This window comes from Micromonospora sp. CA-111912 (genome assembly GCF_050948415.1).
Classification (GTDB): Bacteria; Actinomycetota; Actinomycetes; order Mycobacteriales; family Micromonosporaceae; genus Micromonospora.
Genome location: NZ_CP192007.1, coordinates 991,766 through 1,007,658 on the forward strand (window position 1 = coordinate 991,766; position 15,893 = coordinate 1,007,658).

The window sequence follows — 15,893 nt, forward strand, 5'->3', positions numbered from 1 at the left end:
CTGGCTGCCGCCGCTGCCCTCACTCTGCGGATCGGGTATCCGTGCTGGCGGGGGCGGTGGTGGTCGGCCGTCGGGCGGTGCCGCGCCGGCCGCGTACCAGCGTGGCCGTGAGCAATCCCACGACGCCGAGCGCCGCCCAGAGCACCAGCCCGCCCACCGGCCATGTCATCGAACGGCGGTCGAAGTAGACCGCCGACTTGATCAGGTCGGTGGTCAGCCCGGGCACGTTCCAGAGGTGCATCCCGCGCAGCCAGGTGGGCAGGAACTCCGGTGCGTAGACGCCGCCGGAGCCGGGGTTGCCGAGCACCACCAGCAGCAGGATGACGAGGCCGGTGCCGAGCAGCCCGAGCCAGCCCTGCACCGCGGCGGCGACCATCGCGGCGGCGAAGACGGCCAACGCCCCGACCGCGGCGACCGCCGGCACGTCGTGGTCCCACACGTCCAGCCCGGGCCCGACGATCAGCGCGCCCACCACGCCGAGCACCACCGCGTACGCGGCGAGGGCGGCGATTCGCAGCCCGGCGCGGGCGAGGCTCCGGGGCGCGGTGCCGGTCTTCAGGCCCAGGGCGGTGGAGGCGAGGTAGCCGCCCAGCACGTAGCCGACCGCGAGGTAGAACGGGACGAGGCCGCGCGGGTCGTTCGGAGTGACCGGTACCTCGTCGGTGACCTGGAGCGGCAGGTTCGCCTCCCGGGCGGTCTGGCCGAGCACCTGCTCGACCACCTCGGTGGCGGCCGGCGCGGAGGCGCTGGCGGTGGCCAGGCGCAGCCCGCCCTCGGGCGTGGAGGTGAGCACCGCGTACACCTCGCGGGCGGTCAGCCCGTCGTCGGCAGCCCCGGCGTCGCCGTACTCGACGGGCTCGATCGTGTCGGTCCGGCCGCGCACGGCGGCCATGACGGCCTCGGCGTGCTGGTCGCCGACGACCACCCCGACCGGCAGGTCGCGGGGCGTGGGCTGGTGCAGCGCGCCCACGTACGCGGCGATGAACGCGGCGGCCAGCGCCAGCGTGCCGACCAGCAGGGCGGCGGCGCGGGGCAGCCAGTCGCGCACCGGGATGTCCGGCTCCTCGTCCACGTGGTCAGCCTAGGGGGCGATTATCCCGGCTTGGGGCGTTTCGCCGGGCCATGCCGGGGCGGTGGCGGGGGCGGGGGCCGAAAAGCGGTTGGGTCCGCCGGTAACGTCTGATCATGGAGTCGCTGAGCTATCCGCCGAAGCCCCGACCCGGAGACCGGGTCGCCCGTCGTCGACTCCGTGCAGCGCCGCGTCGCGGTCCGCTACCGACCGTTCCGTTCCCGCACGAAGACCCCCTCACCCTGCCGGCCTTCGATGAGTCCTTCGGCCTTGAGGATGAGTAGGGCGGTCCGGACCGATCCGTAAGAGACCGAGTACTGCTCGATCAGGCCCTGAGTGGTCGGAATCTGGTCACCCGGCTTGAGGAGGCCGGTCCGGATCTGCTCGCGGATCGCCGAGGCGACCTGCTCGTATTTCGGTGTGTTCATGATGTCTCCCTGGCTCGCAGGTCCAAGTAGATCACCAGAAGTCGACAGCGTCTATAACGGCGACAGTGTCGACAATGTCGACACCTGGCGCTAGACTGCTGTTGCTCGCCCTGGCTCGCAACCGGGTGGGCATCCTCAACAAGGGCGGCCCGGGGTGGAGGTGACACTCCGCTCCCCGGGCCTTGACCGGGAAGGAGCCCGGCCCATGAGCAACCTACCGAACCATCTCCACCCGTCCTGGTGTCTTCACGGCGCCGATTGCGCCGTGTCGGGTGGGCTGCACCTGTCCCACCTGATCGACGCGGCGGTCCGCGGCGACGAGGTGTTCCAGGTGCGACTCGGCCTGTGGCGGATGGACGTCGGCCCCACCCCGCCGTCCGGTCTGCTGATCGAACTCTCCGCCGGCGAGCACGTCGAGCGCTGGCCGATCGACCAGGCGCAGTCGCGTGCGCTCGCCCGCATCTCCCGGCGGTTGCTGGCGGGTCTCGGTTCCGGCGCGATGCGGGCTGCCTGACGGCCGGCTCGACAGCGGCAAGGTCAACTCAGGATGCGTGACATCGAGGTGGCTGCGCGGCGGGAGACCTCGATGTGCGGGATTTGTCGCTGATTTCGGAAGCGGGTGGTGGTCAGCCGTCGAGGACGGCGAACGCGCGTACTGGGAAGGTGCCCATCCCAGCCACCCTCGGCGGCGCGGCGGTGAACCGGAAGCCGGTCGGGGGCAGCGCCTCCAAACCGGTCAGGTGCTCCACGATCGGGATCCCGGCCGCCAGCAGGCCACTGTGCGCCGGGCGCTCACCCCGAGCTGCCGGGCTCATGTCGTCGATGTTGATCGAGTCGATGCCGACGAGGGCCGCCCCCGCCTCGACCAGCCACGCCGCGCCGTCCCCGGTCAGATACGGCGCGTCCGGGGACGCGTACCGGTCGGTGCCGAAGTGCGCGGACCAGCCGGTGTCCAGCAGCACCGCCCGCCCCGCCACCTCGTACGGGGCGAGCAGCAGGTGGTCCACCGCCCGGGTGCCGGCGGGCACCCGGACCACGATCCCCGGCAGGTCGGCGAGGCGGTCCAGCGGGATGCCGGTGAGATCGGGGCCGTCGGCCCACCGGTGCGCGGGCGTGTCCAGGTACGTGCCGGTGTTGGCGATCATGTCGATCCGGCCGACCTGGAACTCCGTGCCCTGGGCGTAGTTCGCCCGGGACGCCTCCCGGGTCAGCCACTCGGTGATCCGGGGCGTCGGCCAGCCGGGCAGCGTGGTCATGCCGTCGCTGATCACGTGGCTCAGTTCGACCAGCCGCCGATCCCCCGGCGCCGGGCCGGCGGTCCCCCGGCCGCCCCGGTGCGGCTCCTCGACGACCTGCTTCTCTCGGATCCGCACCTTGGCCACCATGAGCAGCCCGAGGTGCCGGACGAACAGCGCGGCCAGCTCATCGTCGTCGATGTCCCGCCCCGGGATGTCGAGCCGGAACCCCTCCGTCCGCAGGCTCCCGCCATTGCCGAAGGTCACCTCCGCGTCGAACCGCGCCCGCCACTGTCCCGTCATGCCTCGGACTCGACCACGCCCCAGGCCCGCCGGTCAAGATTGTTCTCGGAAAGGGCCAAGACCGTGCTTGATCACGGAAATAGTGGCCTCACCCGCAGCAGGATCCCACTACTTTCCCGGATCGAGCACGATCTTGCCCCGCCCGCCCGCCCCGCCCGCCCCGCCCGCCCCGCCCGCCCCGCCGCCCGCCCGCCCGCCCCGCGCCCACGGGGGCGGGAGAGGGGTGGGGGTGGGGTGACGGGGATAGGGTGGGGTGTTGTCAACCCCCCGTCCGGGCCGGGCGTGGGGGGAACTGTCGTGTGCCACGACCGCGTCGCTGGGAAGTGATCAGATTGCTCACCGGACTCTTCGCCGCCGCCCTGGCCGATCCCGGGCTGGCCCGGGCGCGTGACCTGGCGCGCTCCGGTGCCGCGCAGGTCGACGGGCTGGACCTGACCGCCCCGGCGGCACTGCGCCCGTTCGCCGTCGCCGCCGTCGCCGCCGACCCGGCCCGACCCGCCGGACCTGCCGGACCTGCCGGAGCCGCCGGACCCGCCGGAGCCGACGGGAGACCGGCCACGGGTGCGGGGCCCGAGGGAGGGCCCGCCGGGGGCGCGGGGCGGCCCGTGCTGGCCGTGACCGCCACCAGCCGGGAGGCCGACGACCTGGCCTCGGCGCTGGGCAGCCTGCTCCCGGTCGAGCAGGTCGCCGTCTTCCCGTCCTGGGAGACGCTGCCGCACGAGCGACTCTCGCCCCGCTCCGACACCGTCGGCCGGCGGCTGGCGGTGCTGCGTCGGCTCGCCCACCCCGACGCCGCCGACGCGCATGGGCGCACCGGTCCGCTGCGGGTGGTCGTCGCGCCGGTCCGCTCGCTGCTCCAGCCGCAGCTCAAGGGCCTCGGCGACCTTGAGCCCGTACAGCTCGCGGTCGGCGACGAGGCGGATCTGGAGGACGTCGCCCGCCGGCTCACCGACATGGCGTACGCCCGGGTGGACCTGGTCACCAAGCGCGGTGAGTTCGCGGTGCGCGGCGGGATCCTCGACGTCTTCCCGCCCACCGACGAGCACCCGTCCCGGGTCGAGTTCTGGGGCGACGAGGTGGAGGAGATCCGCACCTTCGCCGTCGCCGACCAGCGGACCATCGAGGCCGTACCGCTGCTCTGGGCGCCGCCGTGTCGGGAGTTGCTGCTCACCCCGGCCGTGCGTAAGCGGGCCGCCGCGCTCGCCGCCGAGCACCCGGAGTTGGCCGAGATCCTGGACAAGCTCGCCGAGGGCATCCCGGTCGAGGGGATGGAGTCGCTGGCCCCCGCGCTGGTCGGTGCGGACTCGCTGGAGCTGCTGCTGGACTGCATGCCGGCCGGCACCCACGTGCTGCTCTGCGACCCCGAGCGCATCCGCACCCGGGCGCACGACCTGGTCCGTACCTCCGACGAGTTCCTCCAGGCGAGCTGGGCCGCCGCCGCCGTCGGGGGCCAGGCCCCGGTGGACCTCGGGGCCGCCGCCTTCAAGACCCTGGCCGACGTACGGGCGCACGCCCGCGCCCTGCGCCGGCCCTGGTGGACGCTCGCCCCGTTCGGCCTGGTGGAGGCGGGCGCCACCGCCCCGGCTCCGCAGCCCTGGGAGGACGGGCCGACCGAGGTCGACGTCACGCCCGACGACGCGATCGCGGTGACCCTGGCCGCCCAGCCGGCCCCGATGTACCACGGCGAGACCCCCCGCCTCGTCGACGACCTCAAGCGCTGGGCCGGGGAGGGCTGGTCGGTCGCGCTGGTCTTCGAGGGCCACGGCCCTGCCCAGCGGGCCGTCGAGGTGCTGGGCGACGCCGGCCTCGGCGCGCGGTTCGCCGAGGAGGTCCCGCACGCGCCCGAGCCCGGCGGCGTGCTGGTCACCTGTGGCGGCCTGACCAGCGGATTCGTGGACGAGGCGTCCCGGTTCGTGCTGCTCACCGGCAACGACGTCACCGGCGGCCGGGGCAGCTCGACCCGGGACATGCGCAAGATGCCGAGCCGGCGGCGCAACACCATCGACCCATTGGAGCTGAAGGCCGGCGACCACGTGGTGCACGAGCAGCACGGCATCGGCCGGTACGTCGAGCTGGTGCAGCGCACCGTCAACGGCGCGTCCCGGGAGTACCTGGTCATCGAGTACGCCGCGAGCAAGCGCGGCCAGCCCGGCGACCGGCTGTTCGTCCCCACCGACCAGCTCGACCAGCTCTCCCGGTACGTCGGCGGTGAGCAGCCCACCCTGCACAAGATGGGCGGCTCGGACTGGCAGAAGTCCAAGGCCCGGGCCCGCAAGGCGGTCAAGGAGATCGCCGCCCAGCTCATCCAGCTCTACGCCGCGCGGAAGGCGTCCAAGGGGCACGCGTTCGGGCCCGACACGCCGTGGCAGCGGGAGCTGGAGGACGCCTTCCCCTGGCAGGAGACGCCCGACCAGTTGGCCGCCATCGAGGAGGTCAAGCGGGACATGGAGCAGACCGTCCCGATGGACCGGCTGATCTGCGGCGACGTCGGGTACGGCAAGACCGAGATCGCGGTACGGGCGGCGTTCAAGGCGGTCCAGGACGGCAAGCAGGTGGCGGTGCTCGTGCCGACCACCCTGCTGGTGCAGCAGCACTACAACACGTTCGCCGAGCGGATGAGCCAGTTCCCGATCCAGATTCGGCAGCTGTCGCGCTTCCAGACGCCGAAGGAGTCCGAGCGGACCCTGGAGATGGTCGCCGACGGCACCGTCGACATCGTGATCGGCACCCACCGGCTGCTCCAGACCGCCACCCGGTTCAAGTCCCTCGGCATGGTGGTCGTCGACGAGGAGCAGCGCTTCGGCGTCGAGCACAAGGAGCACCTGAAGACGCTGCGCGCCTCGGTCGACGTGCTGAGCATGTCGGCCACCCCGATCCCGCGGACGTTGGAAATGGCGATCACCGGCATCCGGGAGATGTCGACCATCGCCACCCCGCCGGAGGAGCGGCATCCGGTGCTGACCTTCGTCGGGGCGTACGACGAGCGGCAGGTGGCCGCGTCCATCCACCGCGAGTTGCTCCGCGACGGCCAGGTGTTCTACCTGCACAACCGGGTCGAGTCGATCGACAGGGCGGCGCGGAGGCTCCGCGAGTTGGTGCCTGAGGCCCGGGTCGCGGTGGCGCACGGCCAGATGGGCGAGGAGGCCCTGGAGAAGGTCATGGTGGGCTTCTGGGAGAAGGAGTTCGACGTCCTGGTCTGCACCACGATCGTGGAGTCGGGCATCGACATCCCGAACGCCAACACCCTGATCGTGGAGCGGTCCGACCTGCTCGGCCTGTCCCAGCTGCACCAGATCCGGGGCCGGGTCGGCCGGGGCCGGGAGCGGGCGTACGCGTACTTCCTCTACCCGCCGGAGAAGCCGCTCACCGAGCACGCCCACGAGCGGCTGGCCACCATCGCCCAGCACACCGAGCTGGGCGCCGGCATGTACGTGGCGATGAAGGACCTGGAGATCCGGGGCGCGGGCAACCTGCTCGGCGGCGAGCAGTCCGGTCACATCGAGGGCGTCGGCTTCGACCTGTACGTCCGGATGGTCGGCGAGGCGGTGCAGACGTTCAAGGGCGAGCGCCCCGAGGAGGAGGCCGACGTCAAGATCGATCTCCCGGTCGACGCGCACCTGCCGCACGACTACGTCTCGGTGGAGCGGCTGCGCCTGGAGATGTACCGCAAGCTGGCCGAGGCCCGCGACGACGAGCGGCTGCGCGAGGTGGTCGCCGAGATGACCGACCGGTACGGCGAGCCGCCCGCCCCGGTGCAGAACCTGGTCGCGGTGGCCCGGTTCCGGCTGCTGGCCCGCCGGTACGGCCTCACCGACGTCTCGATGCAGGGCAAGCACCTTCGGTTCGGCCCGCTTCCGCTGCCCGATTCGAAGCAGCTCCGGCTCAAGCGGTACCACCCCGACTCGGTCTACAAGTCCGCAAACGACCAGGTCAGCGTGCCCCGGCCGAGCACCCGCCGGATGGGTGGCGAGCCGCTGCGCGATCAGGTGCTGCTTCAGTGGTGTGCGCAGCTCCTCTCCGACGTGCTCGGCGATCCGGCCACTGCGGCCCGACCGGCCGGGACCGGCGCCCGGTGAGCCAGCTCGCGGGCCGGGCCGGGCCGGGGCCGCGACGGGCCGAGACGCGGCGGGCCGGGCCGGGGGCGCGACGGGCTGGATCGGGGGCGCGGCGGGCCGGGGGCGTGGCGGCGCGGCCCGGCGCGTGCGCTGACCGGCGCCCGGGCGGTGGGCGGCGTCATGGCCGGTGGGCACGCATGAGAGAGTGACCGACATGCGTGCTCGCCGTCTCATCGCCGCCGCCAGCGTCGCGGCCCTCGGTGCCCTCTCCCTCGGTGCGTGCGGGAAGTCCGCGCCGGACGTCGCCGCGTACGTCGGCGACACGAGGTACTCCGTCGACCGGGTGGACGAGATCTACGACAACGCCCAGACGATGTACGCCGCCGCCGTGAGCGCCGAGGCCGGGCAGACCGGGGCCACCCCGGCGCCGGAGCAGCTGCGCACCTCGGTGACCCGGCAGGACGTGCTGAACCTGCTGGTCAGCATCGATCTGGGCAAGCGGGTGGTTGCCGCGCAGGGCCTCCAGGTGCCCGACGAGGTCAAGCCGGAGCAGTTGGAGCAGCAGCTCCGGATCCCGGCCGCCGCCGAGTACGCGAAGCTGTGGGGCGAGTGGGTGGACATCTCCGCCGTGCTGGGCGCGAAGCTGCCCCCGGTCGAGGTGAGCGACAAATCGATCATGGCTGTCTATGGCGCCATCGAGAAGACCGGGGCGATCAAGTCCGGGCTGAGCGTCGCCGAGGTCCGGCAGGCGTTCGGCGAGACCGGCGAGGGCGGCGGGGGCGGCTTCGTGCGCGGTGCCACCGCGCTCAGCTCGGCCCTCCAGGAGGAGGCGGAGAAGGCCGGCGCCTCGATCAACCCCCGGTTCCGGCCGATCGGCGTGCCGTCGGTGGTCAGCACCGGTCAGTCGCTGGTCTTCTACTCGCTGCCGTACATCGACCAGGACGGCCCGGTGACCGACATCTCCACCCCCGAGGCCCCGGCCACGGAGTCGGCTGCCCCGGCGACCCCAGGGGTATGACGGCCCGGATCGTCCTGCTGGTCACCTCGCCCCGGCTCCCGGTCGGCCTGCTGACCGCCGCCGCCTGGGACGTCGTACGCGGCAACCCGGTGCTGGCCGGGGCGGAGAGCGAGCTGACCGCCGCGGTGCGGGCGGCGGGCGGCGCGGTGACCGTGCCGGACGGCCCGGCGACGCAGGCGCTGCTGGACGCGGCGGCGGCGCACGGCGCGGTGGTCTGGCTGGCCGGCCCGGTGGGCGACGAGACGCTGGCCCGGGAACTCGGGCTGCGGCTGGCCCGGGAGCCGGGCCTGGCCGAGCTGGAACTGATGTACGGCTCGTGGGACCCGCCCGGGGCCCGGCTGCTCGACGCCGTCGAGGTGATGGACCGGCTGGCCTCGCCCGGCGGTGACCCGTGGAAGCGGGCGCAGACCCACCGCAGCCTCGCCGGCTTCCTGATCGAGGAGTGCTACGAGGCGTACGACGCGATCGGCGCCGACGACACCGACGCGCTCCGCGAGGAGCTGGGCGACGTGCTGCTCCAGGTGCTGCTGCACGCCCGGCTGGCCGAGGAGCTGCCCGAGGGCGAGCGGTGGAACGTCGACGACGTGGCCGGCGGCCTGGTGGACAAGATGGTCCGGCGTAACCCGCACGTCTTCGCCGACGACCGGGCCACCACCCTGGACGAGATCACCGCCAACTGGGAGCGGATCAAGCGGGCCGAGAAGGCCCGGGACTCGGTGCTGGACGGGATCGCGCCGAGCCTGCCCGCGCTCGCCCTGGCCAACAAGATCCTGGAGCGAGCCGCGCGCGTCGGCCTGGCCGTACCCCCGCCCCTGGCCGACTCCCAGGTCGACCCGGAGGCGCGGCTCGGCGCCGGCCTGCTGGCCACGGTCGCGGCGGCCCGGGAGGCCGGCCTGGACCCCGAGGCGGCGCTGCGCCGCGCCGCCCTGGCGTACGCGGACGCCTTCCGCGCCGCCGAGCGGGCCACCGGCACCGACTGATCCGACTCTCGTGCCGGCCCGGCGGGAACCCGGGCGGGCGAGCGGACAGGACAGGGTGTGGACAGTTCATATCGCGCCCGGCTCCGCGCCGGCGACGGAGCAGCGTTCGGGCAGCTGTTCGAGGACCATGCCCGCGCCGTGCACCGGCACGCGTTCCGGTCGACGGGCTGCCGGAGCACCGCTGAGGACGTGGTCTCACTGACGTTCCTGGAGGCCTGGCGACTGCGCGGCAAGCTGCGGCCCGACGGCGACAGCGTGCTCCCGTGGCTGCTGGGCATCGCCACGAACGTGCTCCGCAACACGAGCCGGGCGGCCCGCCGGCACCGGGCCGCGCTGGCCCGGATCCCGCGCGCCGACACCGTTCCGGACTTCGCCGAAGCGGTCACCGACCGGATGGACGACGTCGACCGGTTGGCGGCGGCCAGGGCGGCGCTGCGCGCCCTGCGGCCGGCCGAACGGGAGGTATTCACGCTCTGCGTCTGGTCGGGGCTGGACTACGCCACCGCGGCCGAGGCGCTCGGGGTGCCGATCGGCACGGTCCGGTCCCGGCTGTCCCGGGCCCGGACGAAACTGCGCGCCCTGGCCGAGCAGGCGCTCGCCCCGGCCCCGGCGCTTTCCCCGCCTCCGGCCCGGGAACCCGCGCCGGTTCGCGGACAGGTACAGGGTGGCCGCGCATCCGCGGCCCGGTCGATCCAGGAGATGAACCGATGAACCCACGGCTTGATCCTGCCGAGCGCGACGCCCTCGCCCGGTTGGTGCCACCACCGCCGGAGCGGGAGTTGTCCGCCGACCGTCATCGCGTCCTGAAGGAAGCCTTCATGCACGAGATCAACCCGTCTCCGGCGGCATCCCCGGCCCGGCCGTCCCCCCGGCCCCGACGTCTGCTGGCGTGGCTCGCCCCACCGGTGGCCGCCACCGCCCTGGCCGCCGTGCTGGTCGCCACCATCGGGCTGCCCGGGGGGGACCCCGAGCGGGGCACCCCGGCGAACCAGTACGTCACCGTGCTGCAGGGCGAGGCCGCCGGGGTGGCCCCGCTGATGGAGCAGATCGCCCTGGTGGCCGCCGCCAAGCCGGCGGCGCCGGTGGCCGACGGCAGCTTCGTCTACGTCCGCAGCAGGGTCGCCTGGCTGGTCTTCCCCGAGGATGGCGACGACGGCCCGAAGGAGGCCGGGGTGAACCGGCAGGTGCTCGACGAGGTGCACGACCGCGAGATGTGGCTGCCCCGGGCCGGCGGCGACGCGCTCATCCGCGAGCGGGGCGAGACGTTCAAGGGTCAGGGCGCCCCCCCGAACAACAGGTACGCCAACCTGCCGACCGACCCGGAGGCGCTGCTGCGGCACGTCTACGCAGTGGTGGAGCCGCAGGACCAGCCCCGCGACTACGCGGCCTTCGACTTCATCGGTGAGGCATTGCGGGAGAGCCTGCTGCCGCCTGCGGTCAACGCCGCCCTCTACCGCGCGGCGGCGAAGATCCCGGGCGCGGTCCTGGTGCCGGAGTCCGTCGACGCCGCCGGGCGGACCGGGGTGGCCGTGGGCCGCACCGACGAGTTCGGCACGCGCACGGAGTGGATCTTCGACCGGACCAGCTTCGAGTACCTCGGCGAGCGCTCCTACCTCGTCCGGGACAACCAGACCGGCAAGGCCGGGATGCTCACCGCCACCACCGCCGTGCTGAACCGGGCCGTGGTCGACAAGGCGGGCAACCGGCCCGCCTGACGCCGGACGCCGGTGCCGGCTCCCCGCTAGGGTCGTCGCATGTCATCCTTCGCACCCCGTGCCGAACGGATCGTCGACGCCCTGCTGGAGAGCCGGCCCGGCCTCGCCTCGACCGCCGGCGACCACCGGTGCGACGACCGCCTGCCGGACCTGTCGGCCGACGCCGTCGCCACCGACCGGGAAATGCTCCGGGACGCCGCCGACGCGCTCGCCGAGCTGGACCCGGACGCCCTCGACGTCGACGAGCGGGTCGACCACGCCCTGCTCACCGCCCTGGTCGACCGGGAGCTGTTCGAGGCCGACGAGATCCGGGCGCCCGAGTGGGACCCGCTGCTGCACAACCCGGGTCCGCTGCTGCACGCGCTGCTCGCCCGCCCGTACGCCCCGGCCGAGGTGCGGCTGACCAGCCTGGCCGGCCGGCTCGCGGCCGTACCGGACGCCCTGGCGACCGCGCGCGCGACGCTGCGGGACATGCCCCGGATCCACGCCGAGACGGCGGTCGGGCAGTTCACCGGCACGGCGGCCCTGGTCCGCGACGAGGTGCCCCGGCTGCTGGCCGAGGTGCCCGCGCTGCACGACCGGGTGGAGCCGGCGGCGACCGCGGCGATCGCGGCGCTGGAGGAGTTCGTGGCCTGGCTGCGCACCGGCCTGGCGGCCGACGCCGGCCCCGGGCGCGACCCCCGGCTCGGCCGGCGGCGCTGGGAGGCCCGGCTCTGGCACACCCTCGACACGGAGCTGGGCGCCGCCGAGGTGCAGCGCCGAGCCTGGGCCAACCTGGACCGGGTCACCGCCGAGATCCGCGAGGCGGCCGTCGAGCTGGTCGGCGGCGCGGGCGACGACGAGACGGTACGCCGGGCGCTGGACCTGCTGGCCGCCGAGCACCCCGACGACCACACCATCGTCGACCTGGCCTCGGTCACCCTCGACGAGGCGACCGACTTCGTCCGCGCCCGCGACCTGGTCACCCTGGTCGACGACCCGTGCGTGATCCAGGAGATGCCCCAGTTCGCCCGGGGCGTGGCGGTGGCGTACTGCGACTCGCCCGGCCCGCTGGAGACGGCGGACGTGCCGACGTTCTACTGCATCGCGCCCACCCCGGCGGAGTGGCCGGCGGCCCGGGTCGAGTCGTTCTACCGGGAGTACAACGACCACATGATCCGCAACCTGACCGTGCACGAGGCGATGCCGGGGCACTTCCTCCAGCTCGCCCACGCCCGCCGGTACGACGGCCGCACCCGGGTCCGGGCGCTCGCCGAGTCCGGGACGTTCATCGAGGGCTGGGCGGTCTACACCGAGGAGCTGATGGCCGGCCTCGGCTTCGGCGGCCTGCCGGTGCGGTTGCAGCAGCTCAAGATGCAGCTCCGGATGACGATCAACGCGCTGCTCGACCAGCTCGTGCACTGCGACGACCTGCCGGAGTCCGAGGCGATGGCGCTGATGACCGGCCGGGGCTTCCAGGAGGAGGGCGAGGCGGCCGGCAAGTGGCGGCGGGCGCTGCTCACCTCCACCCAGCTCTCCACCTACTTCGTCGGGTACAGCGAGATCGCCGAGATCGCCGCGCTGCGCCCCGACGGGGTGTCGGTGCGCGAGTGGCACGACGCGATGCTCGCCCACGACTGCCCGCCCCCGCGCCACCTGCGCACCCTGCTCGGCGTGTGAGCGAGGGTTCCCCTGTCGACGACCGACGTCGACAAGGGAACCCTCGCCGGCCGGATCAGACGATTCTGAGCTGGGCCATCATCCCCATCGCGCTGTGGTCGACCATGTGGCAGTGGTACGGGTAGACGCCGCGCCAGGTGTCGAACGTGGCCTGGAGCCGTACGGTCTGACCGGGCCAGAGGAGCACGGTGTCCTTCAGGCCGGCCTCGGTGGGATCGGCCGGGGCGCTGCCCCGGTCGAGCACCCGGAACTGCACCAGGTGCATGTGGAAGTTGTGCGGCATGAGGGCGTTGGCATTCGTCACCGTCCACTCCTCGGTGCTGCCCCAGGCGATGGTGGTGTCGATCCGGGCCGGGTCGAAGACCTTCCCGTCGATGTACGCCTGGTGCCCGGTGCCGGGCTCGTCCATCCGCAGCTCGATGTTGCGCCGCACGGTTGGCGTGGGCAGTGGCGGCAGGGTGCGCAGCCGCTGCGGCACCGAGCTACGGTCCGGCGCCGTGGCGCGTACGACGTCGAAGCGCATCACCTGGCCGACCTGCTCGGCCGGGCCGGGCCCCATCAGGTTCTGCAACACCACCGACGTGCCCGGCTGGTAGCGCGCGAAGTCGACCACCACTTCCAGCCGTTCGCCCGGCGACAGCACCAGGTACGGCGTGGTGACCGGCGCCTCAAGCAGGCCACCGTCGGAGCCGATCACGGTCATCTCCCCGCCGTCCGCGAGCCGCAGCAGGAAGAACCGCAGGTTGCTGGAGTTGACCAGGCGGAAGCGGTAGCGGCGGGCCTGCACCTGGAAACGCGGCCAGGGCCGACCGTTGACCAGGAGGGTGGTCCGGTTGTCGGCGTCGTCCATCGTCCAGACGAGCTGGGCGTCGGCGTCCAGGTGCGCGTCACGCAGCACCAGCGGAACGTCGAACGCGCCGCGGGGCAGCGGAAGCGCCGCCTCGGTGCGGTCGCTCAGCAGGTAGAGGCTGGACAGGCCGCGGTAGAGGTGTTCGGCCTCCATGTGGTGGGTGTGGTCGTGCATCCACAGCGTGGCGTGCGGCTGCCGGTTGGGGTAGGTGTAGGTCCGCTCCCCGCCGGGCGGGATCGTGGCGTCACCCGAGCCGTCGTCACCGGGCGCGGTGGCGCCGCCGTGCAGGTGCACCGCGGTCGGCATGTTCAGCCGGTTGCGCTGCCGTACCACCACCCGCCGGCCCGACGTGGCACGGATCGTCGGACCGGGCAGGTCGCCGTTGTACGTGTACACCTCCGTGCGGGAGCCCGGCAGGATCTCCAACCGCCGGCGGTGCATGGTGACCGAGTAGTAGTCGGTGGTGGCGGTCCGCAGCACCGGCCGCAGGGTCTGCGGCACGGTGAGCGGAACGGTGAACGGGGTCACGGCCGGGGCCGCCGACGTGGCGGGGGCCGCCGTGGCGGGAGCCGCGCCGACACGTCCGGCGCGGCTCACCAGGCCACCGGTTGCGCCGACGATGCCCGATGCCGCACCGAGGCGCAGCAGTTGACGACGAGTGGACACGGTGGTCCTTTCGTGGGAGGGGTGCGCGTCGTGGGAGAGGTCCGGGGAAGCGCCGACGCCGACGGCCCGTTGACCGGGCTGTTGCCCCCGGGGCACCGATGATGCCGGGAACACTGCCGGGGGGTGACCCCTATCATTCGGGTACCCCGATGCCCGCCGGGGTCCACCGCCGGGCCCGACCGGTCAGGGCCGGGGGACCCCTCCGCCGTCGGTCAGCCCGCCGGGCGGGCGGCGACGTGGTCGACCAGCCACCGGGAGATCGAGTACGCCGAGGGCAGCTCAGCCGGCAGCGCGTCGAGCGGGAACCAGCGGGCCTGCGTCAGCTCCTTCCCGTCGACGACCGGCTCGGCGGCCGGGTCGGCGGTGGCGGTGAAGCCGGCCAGCAGCACCCCCGGGCCGGACACCGCCCAGGGCTGGCTGCCGAAGTAGGAGATTGCGCCCAGGGTCAGCCCGACCTCCTCGCCGACCTCCCGGCGGGCCGCCGCCTCCAGCGACTCGCCGGCTTCCACGTACCCGGCGACCAGCGCCCACAGCTCCGGCGGCCCGTCCGCGTGCCGCACCAGCAGCAGCTCGTCGGGGCTCCCGGCGGACCCGGGCCGGGTGATCGCCACCAGCACGGCGGCGGAGAGCTGCATCGGCACGTACAGGTCGCAGTCGGGGCACCGCCGGGACTGCTCGCCCGGCACGTCGGCCAGTTCGGCCCGGCACGCCCCGCACCACCGGTGGGTACGCCGCCAGGTGAGCACGGCCAGCGCCCGGCCGGCCAGGTCGGCCAGGGGGGCGGGCAACTCGGCGGCCAGCGTCCGCCAGCTGTGCCAGCGGCCCGGGAGGGCCTGCTCGTCGGCCAGTTCGACGCCCCAGGCGGGCACCTCGTCGAGGGTGCCCAGCGGCACCCAGGCGCTGTCGGCGGGCAGCTCGGCCACCCGGGGGAACCGGCCGCCGGGGCCGGTCAGCAGCTTCCGTCCGGCGACCGCCAGGGCGAGGTCCCCGGGCTGCGGCGTCCCGGCCCGGTCGGCCCCCGGCACGAACCCGCCCCGGAGGGGCGTCGGCGGGGTGGTCACGAGCCGGCGGAGCGGTGGTCGACGACGACGGCCCCGGCCGGCAGTTCGAAGCTCGCCCCGTCGACCGTGTCGCTGTAGCGGGTCAGGGCCAGCTCCGTCGGCCGGCCGTCGAGGTTGCCGGTGAAGCTGCCGAGCACGCCCTCCGTGGTCACGCAGGCGGTGAAGTCGCCGGCCGACCGCCGCACGTTGACGCAGGTGGCGTGGTGCCCGGCGAGGGTGGTGCCGCTCTGGGCGACGACCGCCTCCGGGTCGAGCGCGGCCTCGGCGAGCAGCCCCACCACCACCGGCGGGGTTACCAGGCCGCGCTGCTCGGCCTCGGTGAACAGGGCCACCGAGGGCTTCGCGGTGGTCACGGGCGGGGCGAGCAGGGTGCACACGGTCCGGCCGGTGCCGGAATCGCACCGGGTGGTGGCCTCGGCGGTGACGGTCAGCCTCCCGCCCGGCCAGGCGTACACCGAGCGGGCCGGGTCCTGGGTCTGGACGATGGAGGCGGCCTGGCCGCCGGAGATCTGGTAGTCGGCCGCGTAGGTCAGCTCCAGCGCCCGGTCCAGCCGGGCGGCGATGTCGTTGACCAGGTCCGATCGCCCGAACGCCCGGCCGGCGTCGTCCAGGGCCTGACAGCCGGTCACGGAGAGTGACGCGATGACCGACAGGGTGAGCGCGCGGAGCGTGGTCGAGACGGCGGGCATGGCGACCAGCCTTGTCGACCGGTCCACGTCGCGCAAACCGGTTGCCGGGTTGAGGGCCGAGAATCCGGGAATGTCCGACGTCCGCCCCCGGGGCCGGTGCGCCGGGCGACGCGGTGCGCCGAGCCGCCGCCCGATACGCTGCGTTCAACAACTGCCCCAGCCGCA

The 15,893-nt window shown here is 73.9% G+C and carries 13 protein-coding genes; 7 read left to right on the forward strand and 6 right to left on the reverse strand.

Going from position 1 to position 15,893, the window contains the following annotated elements; genetic code table 11:
* Positions 1–19 precede the first annotated feature (19 nt).
* The gene (locus ACQPZO_RS04690) at positions 20–1,072 is read right to left on the reverse strand and encodes a hypothetical protein (protein ID WP_433347346.1); all 1,053 of its coding nucleotides are present in this window, start codon (positions 1,070–1,072) and stop codon (positions 20–22) included.
* Between the two features lie 200 nt (positions 1,073–1,272).
* Positions 1,273–1,497, reverse strand: coding sequence for a GntR family transcriptional regulator (locus ACQPZO_RS04695; protein WP_433347348.1), 225 nt, complete (start codon positions 1,495–1,497; stop codon positions 1,273–1,275).
* A 205-nt stretch (positions 1,498–1,702) separates the two neighbouring features.
* Between ACQPZO_RS04695 and ACQPZO_RS04700 the strand changes: the two genes are divergently transcribed.
* A complete protein-coding gene (locus ACQPZO_RS04700) occupies positions 1,703–2,011 on the forward strand; it encodes a hypothetical protein (protein WP_433347350.1) in 309 nt (102 codons plus the stop codon).
* A 112-nt stretch (positions 2,012–2,123) separates the two neighbouring features.
* On the opposite strand, the gene ACQPZO_RS04705 is transcribed toward ACQPZO_RS04700, so the two are convergent.
* Entirely contained in the window at positions 2,124–3,035 is a 912-nt protein-coding gene (locus ACQPZO_RS04705) for a cyclase family protein (protein WP_433347352.1), read from the reverse strand.
* A gap of 332 nt (positions 3,036–3,367) precedes the next feature.
* Here ACQPZO_RS04705 and mfd point away from each other — a divergent pair, with 332 nt between their 5' ends.
* The 6 genes from mfd to ACQPZO_RS04735 all read left to right on the forward strand — a co-directional run bounded on the left by mfd (position 3,368) and on the right by ACQPZO_RS04735 (position 12,462).
* Positions 3,368–7,111, forward strand: a complete 3,744-nt coding sequence (gene mfd, locus ACQPZO_RS04710; protein WP_433347354.1) for a transcription-repair coupling factor — start codon at positions 3,368–3,370, stop codon at positions 7,109–7,111.
* A 193-nt stretch (positions 7,112–7,304) separates the two neighbouring features.
* The gene (locus tag ACQPZO_RS04715) at positions 7,305–8,108 is read left to right on the forward strand and encodes a hypothetical protein (protein ID WP_433347356.1); all 804 of its coding nucleotides are present in this window, start codon (positions 7,305–7,307) and stop codon (positions 8,106–8,108) included.
* A complete protein-coding gene (locus ACQPZO_RS04720) occupies positions 8,105–9,088 on the forward strand; it encodes a nucleoside triphosphate pyrophosphohydrolase (protein WP_433347358.1) in 984 nt (327 codons plus the stop codon). Before ACQPZO_RS04715 ends, ACQPZO_RS04720 begins: the two co-directional genes overlap by 4 nt.
* A gap of 57 nt (positions 9,089–9,145) precedes the next feature.
* Positions 9,146–9,799, forward strand: coding sequence for an RNA polymerase sigma factor (locus ACQPZO_RS04725; protein ID WP_433347360.1), 654 nt, complete (start codon positions 9,146–9,148; stop codon positions 9,797–9,799).
* The gene (locus ACQPZO_RS04730) at positions 9,796–10,803 is read left to right on the forward strand and encodes a CU044_5270 family protein (RefSeq protein WP_433347362.1); all 1,008 of its coding nucleotides are present in this window, start codon (positions 9,796–9,798) and stop codon (positions 10,801–10,803) included. Before ACQPZO_RS04725 ends, ACQPZO_RS04730 begins: the two co-directional genes overlap by 4 nt.
* 39 nt (positions 10,804–10,842) lie before the next feature.
* Positions 10,843–12,462 (forward strand): DUF885 domain-containing protein, encoded by a 1,620-nt coding sequence (locus ACQPZO_RS04735; RefSeq protein WP_433347364.1) that lies wholly within the window; start codon positions 10,843–10,845, stop codon positions 12,460–12,462.
* A gap of 55 nt (positions 12,463–12,517) precedes the next feature.
* Here the strand turns inward: ACQPZO_RS04735 and ACQPZO_RS04740 are convergent, their stop codons facing one another.
* From ACQPZO_RS04740 to ACQPZO_RS04750, 3 genes are all read right to left on the reverse strand, one after another.
* Positions 12,518–13,978, reverse strand: a complete 1,461-nt coding sequence (locus tag ACQPZO_RS04740) for a multicopper oxidase family protein (protein WP_433347366.1) — start codon at positions 13,976–13,978, stop codon at positions 12,518–12,520.
* 212 nt (positions 13,979–14,190) lie between these two features.
* Positions 14,191–15,003 (reverse strand): NAD(+) diphosphatase, encoded by an 813-nt coding sequence (locus tag ACQPZO_RS04745; RefSeq protein ID WP_433347368.1) that lies wholly within the window; start codon positions 15,001–15,003, stop codon positions 14,191–14,193.
* Positions 15,004–15,035: 32 nt separating this feature from the next.
* Positions 15,036–15,728 (reverse strand): hypothetical protein, encoded by a 693-nt coding sequence (locus ACQPZO_RS04750; RefSeq protein WP_433347370.1) that lies wholly within the window; start codon positions 15,726–15,728, stop codon positions 15,036–15,038.
* Positions 15,729–15,893: the final 165 nt, after the last annotated feature.

Bases quoted from the DNA above. Each gene is read 5' to 3' on its own strand.
- ACQPZO_RS04750 (WP_433347370.1), bottom strand. From the start codon at position 15,728: ATGCCCGCCGTCTCGACCACGCTCCGCGCGCTCACCCTGTCGGTCATC.
- ACQPZO_RS04695 (WP_433347348.1), bottom strand. From the start codon at position 1,497: ATGAACACACCGAAATACGAGCAGGTCGCCTCGGCGATCCGCGAGCAG.
- ACQPZO_RS04715 (WP_433347356.1), top strand. From the start codon at position 7,305: ATGCGTGCTCGCCGTCTCATCGCCGCCGCCAGCGTCGCGGCCCTCGGT.
- ACQPZO_RS04735 (WP_433347364.1), top strand. From the start codon at position 10,843: ATGTCATCCTTCGCACCCCGTGCCGAACGGATCGTCGACGCCCTGCTG.
- ACQPZO_RS04730 (WP_433347362.1), top strand. From the start codon at position 9,796: ATGAACCCACGGCTTGATCCTGCCGAGCGCGACGCCCTCGCCCGGTTG.
- ACQPZO_RS04700 (WP_433347350.1), top strand. From the start codon at position 1,703: ATGAGCAACCTACCGAACCATCTCCACCCGTCCTGGTGTCTTCACGGC.
- ACQPZO_RS04720 (WP_433347358.1), top strand. From the start codon at position 8,105: ATGACGGCCCGGATCGTCCTGCTGGTCACCTCGCCCCGGCTCCCGGTC.
- ACQPZO_RS04705 (WP_433347352.1), bottom strand. From the start codon at position 3,035: ATGACGGGACAGTGGCGGGCGCGGTTCGACGCGGAGGTGACCTTCGGC.